Below are 4,584 nucleotides of genomic sequence, written 5' to 3' on the forward strand. Positions count from 1 at the left end.
TTCGGCTTATCCGCCCTACACGAACCGCGGAGGTATGCGTAGGGGCCGAGCGCAGCGGTATGACCCGCATCCGCCGTGACCCAACGGGGCGAAGATTGACCCTCTGCGAAGGGCGCAATATAGTAGCTGCACGCGAATAATGAACCCGGTCCCCGAAATCATGTCCGATGAACTGCTAGAAGCCCTGGAAGCAAAGATGGATCGTCTGATCCAGGTCTGTGAACGCCTGCAGCAGGAGAACGACGAACTGCGGGCCAAAGCCAATGACTGGCAGCGGGAGCGGGTGCGTTTGATCGAGAAAAACGAGCTGGCCCGCGGCCGGGTAGAGGCCATGATTACGCGCCTGAAGAGCCTGGAGGCTGACTCGTGAGCACCGAAACGGTTTTCGTAAAAATTCTGGATAAAGACTATCAGGTGGCCTGCCCTCGAGAGGAGCGCGCGGCACTGCAGGAGTCTGCTGAACTGCTCGATGAGCGCATGCGAGCCATCAAGCGCAGCGGATCGGTAATCGGGCTGGAACGGATCGCCGTGATGGCGGCCCTGAACCTGAGCCACGAATTGTTGCAGGCCAAACGCCAACCGCAACAGCCCTCGCTGGATCTGGACCAGAACGAACTGCAGCGCCTGAACGACAAAATCGATCGCAGCCTGGAGCAGTTCGAGCAGCACTGAGCCCCCACCTTTTGCCGGTGCCGAATCCGGTTGCGTTGCCCCCCGACTTCCGGGTTATACTGAAAGCACGCCCTGGGGTGTTCGCCAGTCAACACGTCCTTGAGCCGATAACCGCAGTACAGGCGTTGTTCTGTAGGTCCTGTTGAGCATTACCGCGCGAACGGGAAGCCTGATGGACCGCGAACATCGCCACCTTGAGCCTTAGGGTTCAAGGCCCAATTGACAGCGGCACCTTGGGGTTCTCCTTTCTCTCGCCGATCCGGTTTGGGTCCGGTGATTCCTTTAGGACGATTCAACCGCGGACGTCTCGCCCTTGAGCACGATTTCCGAATTTCCCGCACCGGACAAGAAACAACTGCGCCAACGATTGCGCGCCCGCCGCAATGGCCTGACGGCCCAGGAACACCGGGACGCCGCCCACGCAGTGGCGCGTCAGATAAGTCGCACCGCGGAATTCATTCGCAGTCGGCGGATCGCTGTGTACTGGCCCAATGACGGCGAGATTGATCCCACCCCCATTGTGGAGCGAGCCTGGCAGTTGGGTAAGCAGTGCTACCTGCCCGTCTTACACCCCATTCAACCAAGGCGACTCTGGTTTGTGCTCTGGCAGCGCGACACCCCACTCTACCCCAACCGCTATGGTATTCCGGAGCCGAATCCCTACCGGGAACCGCGCCTGGCGGCACCCTTTCTGAATCTGGTATTGCTACCCCTGGTGGGCTTCGATGCGAACGGAGGGCGACTGGGCATGGGCGGCGGTTTCTACGATCGGACCTTCGCGTTCAAGGCCGGTGACGGTCACATCCCCGGGTACGGCCCGGACCTGTTTGGCCTGGCGCACGCCTGTCAGGAAGTACCCGCGCTGCCGATTGAACCATGGGATATTCCCCTGACAGCGGTGGTAACCGATCGGGGTGTTGTTCGATAAGAGGTGGGTGTTGCTGAGCGACGGGCGCTAGGAATTATCGGCCTGCTGCAGGACCACCGAGGCAGCGCTGCTGTCGTCATCACCAAACCAACTGCCCAGATCCAGCGCACTGATCAGCACGCCCAGGCAGAACACAAAAATGACCAGAGTAACGATATCGGTTTTCATTTTATTCGGAACCTTCTTTTTTAACCGTTCAGGTATTCAGTTTATCGACATCCGTCCAGAACTAAATTTCCCTGTTGGCGTACCGTTTTATCGCAACGAAGTCTAAGGTTAGTCGAAAATCGTGACAGATCAAGAAAAACGTCGGAAAAATGGACGTTTTTTGAGGCAAATGTGTTGAAAATCACATTTTTAGGGCGGGTTTTGCGGTTTTTTTGGTGGATGACGGGCTTCGCCCTTATACCACCCTACCGTGAAGTAGGTCGGATTAGCGCGCAGCGCGTAATCCGACAATAACCGCGTGAGCGTGGTTGGGCACGGAATGTCGGATTACGCGCGAGGCGCTAACCCGATCTACGGGCTACGATGTGAACGTAGGGTGGCATAAGGGCGAAGCCCGTCATCCACCGACTCAACCAATTCTCAATGCACCTCAGCTCAGAAAGAACTGATAGGCCTCGTTGTCGGTTTCATCCCAATAGGGATAATTGATTTCATCCAGGAATTTGCGCACCTGTGCCCGCTCTTTCTTGGGCACCTGCATACCGATCAACACCCGCCCATAGGCGGCGCCGTGGTTGCGATAGTGGAACATGGAAATATTCCAGTGCCCGGCCACCCGATTGAGGAAGGCGAGCAGCGCTCCCGGACGCTCCGGGAACTCGAAGCGGAATACCATTTCATCCCCCACGTTCGGCGCGTGCCCGCCGACCATGTGGCGGATATGCATCTTGGCCACTTCGTTGTCGGTCATATCCACCAGGTCATAGCCCTGCTCGCGCAATTCGGACACCAGCTCGGCGCGGTCGTGGCCGCCGCTGCCCACCTGGATGCCGACAAAGATTTTCGCCTCCTGGCTATCCGCGTAGCGGTAATTGAACTCGGTGATATTGCGCTTACCCAGTGCCTTACAGAACTCTTTATAGGCACCCGGGCGCTCCGGAATGGTGACCGCCAGAATGGCCTCTCGCTGCTCACCGATTTCCGTGCGCTCGGAAATGTAGCGCAACCGGTCGAAGTTGATGTTCGCCCCGCAATCGATGGCAACGAAGGTCTGACCGGTAATGCCGTTCTCCGCCACATACTTTTTCATGCCCGCCACGCTGATGGCGCCGGCGGGCTCGGCGATGGAGCGGGTGTCTTCAAAAATGTCCTTGATACCGGCACAGATTTCATCGGTATTGACGGTGATCACCCCGTCAATGGTCTTGCGGATCACCCGGAAGGTTTCCTTGCCGATCTGGGCCACCGCCACCCCATCGGCAAAGATGCCCACCTGGGGCAGAGTCACCCGCCGCTTTTTCTCCATCGCGGCCTTGAGCGAGGCGGATTCATCGGACTCCACCGCAATGACTTTCACATCCGGGCGCACGTATTTCACGTAGGCCGCCACACCGGCGCAGAGACCACCCCCACCGACGGCGACAAAGATCGCATCGATATGGCCCGGGTACTGGCGCAGAATCTCCATCGCCACCGTGCCCTGCCCGGCAATCACGTCCGGGTCGTCGAACGGGTGGATATAGGTCATGCCCTTTTCTTCCACCAGTTTTTTGGCGTGGGCCGAAGCTTCATCGTAGCTGTCCCCATGCAGGACCACCTTGCCCCCACGGGCGCGCACAGCGTCCACCTTGATCGGCGGCGTGGTACGCGGCATCACAATGGTGGCCTTGATGCCCAGATGATGTGCACCCATCGCCAGCCCCTGGGCGTGGTTGCCCGCCGAGGCCGCAATCACGCCCTTCGCCTTCTGCTCTGGGCTCAGTTGCAGCAACTTGTTGTAGGCGCCCCGGATTTTGAAGGAGAACACCGGCTGCAGGTCCTCGCGCTTGAGCAACACCTGATTGCCGGTGCGCTGGGACAACAGCGGCGCCGGATCGAGTGGCGTCTCGACGGCGAGGTCGTAGATGCGGGCATTGAGGATACGTTTGATGTAGGAATCGGGCATAGGAGTGTATTGCACCAAAGCTGTGTGAGACGGCAAACCCCCATGGTAAACAATTTGCGAACCGCTGGCATCCATCGCGTATAATGCGCGCATCCACAACAGCGAGGTGACCATGACCCAGGACGAACTCAAGAAGGCAGTCGGCCAGGCCGCCGTCGACTACATCGCCTCGAAACTTCAGCGCGACAGCATCATCGGCGTGGGCACCGGCTCCACCGCCAATTGCTTTATCGACGCTCTCGGTAAGCTCAAAGACGATTTCGCGGGCGCCGTGGCCAGCTCGGATGCCTCGGCGGAGCGTCTGCAGAAGCTGGGCATCACGGTGTATGACCTGAATGAGGTCAGCGAGCTGCTGGTGTACGTTGATGGCGCCGATGAGAGCAACGCCCAGTTGGAGCTGATCAAGGGCGGTGGCGCGGCGCTGACCCGGGAGAAGATCGTCACGGCGGTATCCCGGGAGTTTGTCTGTATCGCTGATGAGAGCAAGTGGGTGGATGTATTGGGCGCTTTCCCGCTACCGGTGGAGGTGATTCCGATGGCGCGCTCTTATGTGGCGCGCGAGTTGGTGAAGCTGGGCGGTGATCCGGTGTATCGCACGGGTGTGGTGACGGATAACGGGAATGTGATTTTGGATGTGCATCATCTGGAGATTATGGAGCCGAAGAAGCTGGAGGCGGAGATCAACCAGATCGCCGGGGTAGTCACCAACGGCCTGTTCGCCCGACGCGGCGCCGATGTGTTGTTGCTTGGCACCGCTGAGGGTGTGAAGACCATCAAGCCCAAGTATTAACTGCGATAGCCTCTTAGCTTCGAAGCGAGTCCGGTCCGGGGTGGGGTGTATCTATCCCGGACCGTAAGCGGAGGGACTCCG

The 4,584-nt window shown here is 58.9% G+C and carries 6 protein-coding genes and 1 other RNA gene; 5 read left to right on the forward strand and 2 right to left on the reverse strand.

Annotated elements, in window-relative coordinates:
* The first annotated feature begins 139 nt into the window (after positions 1-139).
* The 4 genes from B3520_RS10930 (at position 140) to B3520_RS10945 (ending at position 1,600) form a co-directional block, all read left to right on the forward strand.
* Entirely contained in the window at positions 140-370 is a 231-nt protein-coding gene (locus B3520_RS10930; RefSeq protein ID WP_369755570.1) for a TIGR02449 family protein, read from the forward strand.
* Positions 367-672 carry a cell division protein ZapA gene (locus B3520_RS10935; RefSeq protein WP_024461963.1) on the forward strand — a complete coding sequence of 102 codons (306 nt, stop codon included), beginning with the start codon at positions 367-369 and terminating at the stop codon, positions 670-672. The genes B3520_RS10930 and B3520_RS10935 overlap by 4 nt, the downstream gene beginning before the upstream one ends.
* Positions 673-738: 66 nt before the next feature.
* A non-coding RNA gene (gene ssrS, locus B3520_RS10940) (6S RNA) lies at positions 739-916 on the forward strand.
* Positions 917-985: 69 nt separating this feature from the next.
* Complete coding sequence (locus B3520_RS10945) at positions 986-1,600, forward strand: 5-formyltetrahydrofolate cyclo-ligase (RefSeq protein ID WP_286804998.1); 615 nt, start codon at positions 986-988, stop codon at positions 1,598-1,600.
* Positions 1,601-1,627: 27 nt separating this feature from the next.
* On the opposite strand, the gene B3520_RS10950 is transcribed toward B3520_RS10945, so the two are convergent.
* Positions 1,628-1,768, reverse strand: coding sequence for a hypothetical protein (locus B3520_RS10950; RefSeq protein ID WP_170162958.1), 141 nt, complete (start codon positions 1,766-1,768; stop codon positions 1,628-1,630).
* A gap of 430 nt (positions 1,769-2,198) precedes the next feature.
* A complete protein-coding gene (gene ilvA, locus B3520_RS10955; protein WP_339619392.1) occupies positions 2,199-3,827 on the reverse strand; it encodes a threonine ammonia-lyase, biosynthetic in 1,629 nt (542 codons plus the stop codon).
* On the opposite strand from ilvA, the gene rpiA reads away from it, so the two are divergent.
* Positions 3,826-4,503: a ribose-5-phosphate isomerase RpiA gene (gene rpiA, locus B3520_RS10960; protein WP_286804996.1), complete on the forward strand. Its 678-nt coding sequence runs from the start codon at positions 3,826-3,828 to the stop codon at positions 4,501-4,503. The two genes, ilvA and rpiA, sit on opposite strands and share 2 nt — an antisense overlap.
* Positions 4,504-4,584 lie beyond the last annotated feature (81 nt).

Origin of the sequence: Marinimicrobium sp. UBA4509 (genome assembly GCF_002388575.1) — a bacterium.
GTDB classification, from domain to species: Bacteria; Pseudomonadota; Gammaproteobacteria; order Pseudomonadales; family Cellvibrionaceae; genus Marinimicrobium; species Marinimicrobium koreense.

Excerpts from the sequence above, each read along its gene's own strand:
- B3520_RS10930 (WP_369755570.1), top strand. The coding sequence starts at position 140 with ATGAACCCGGTCCCCGAAATCATGTCCGATGAACTGCTAGAAGCCCTG.
- ilvA (WP_339619392.1), bottom strand. The coding sequence starts at position 3,827 with ATGGTCACCTCGCTGTTGTGGATGCGCGCATTATACGCGATGGATGCC.
- B3520_RS10950 (WP_170162958.1), bottom strand. The coding sequence starts at position 1,768 with ATGAAAACCGATATCGTTACTCTGGTCATTTTTGTGTTCTGCCTGGGC.
- rpiA (WP_286804996.1), top strand. The coding sequence starts at position 3,826 with ATGACCCAGGACGAACTCAAGAAGGCAGTCGGCCAGGCCGCCGTCGAC.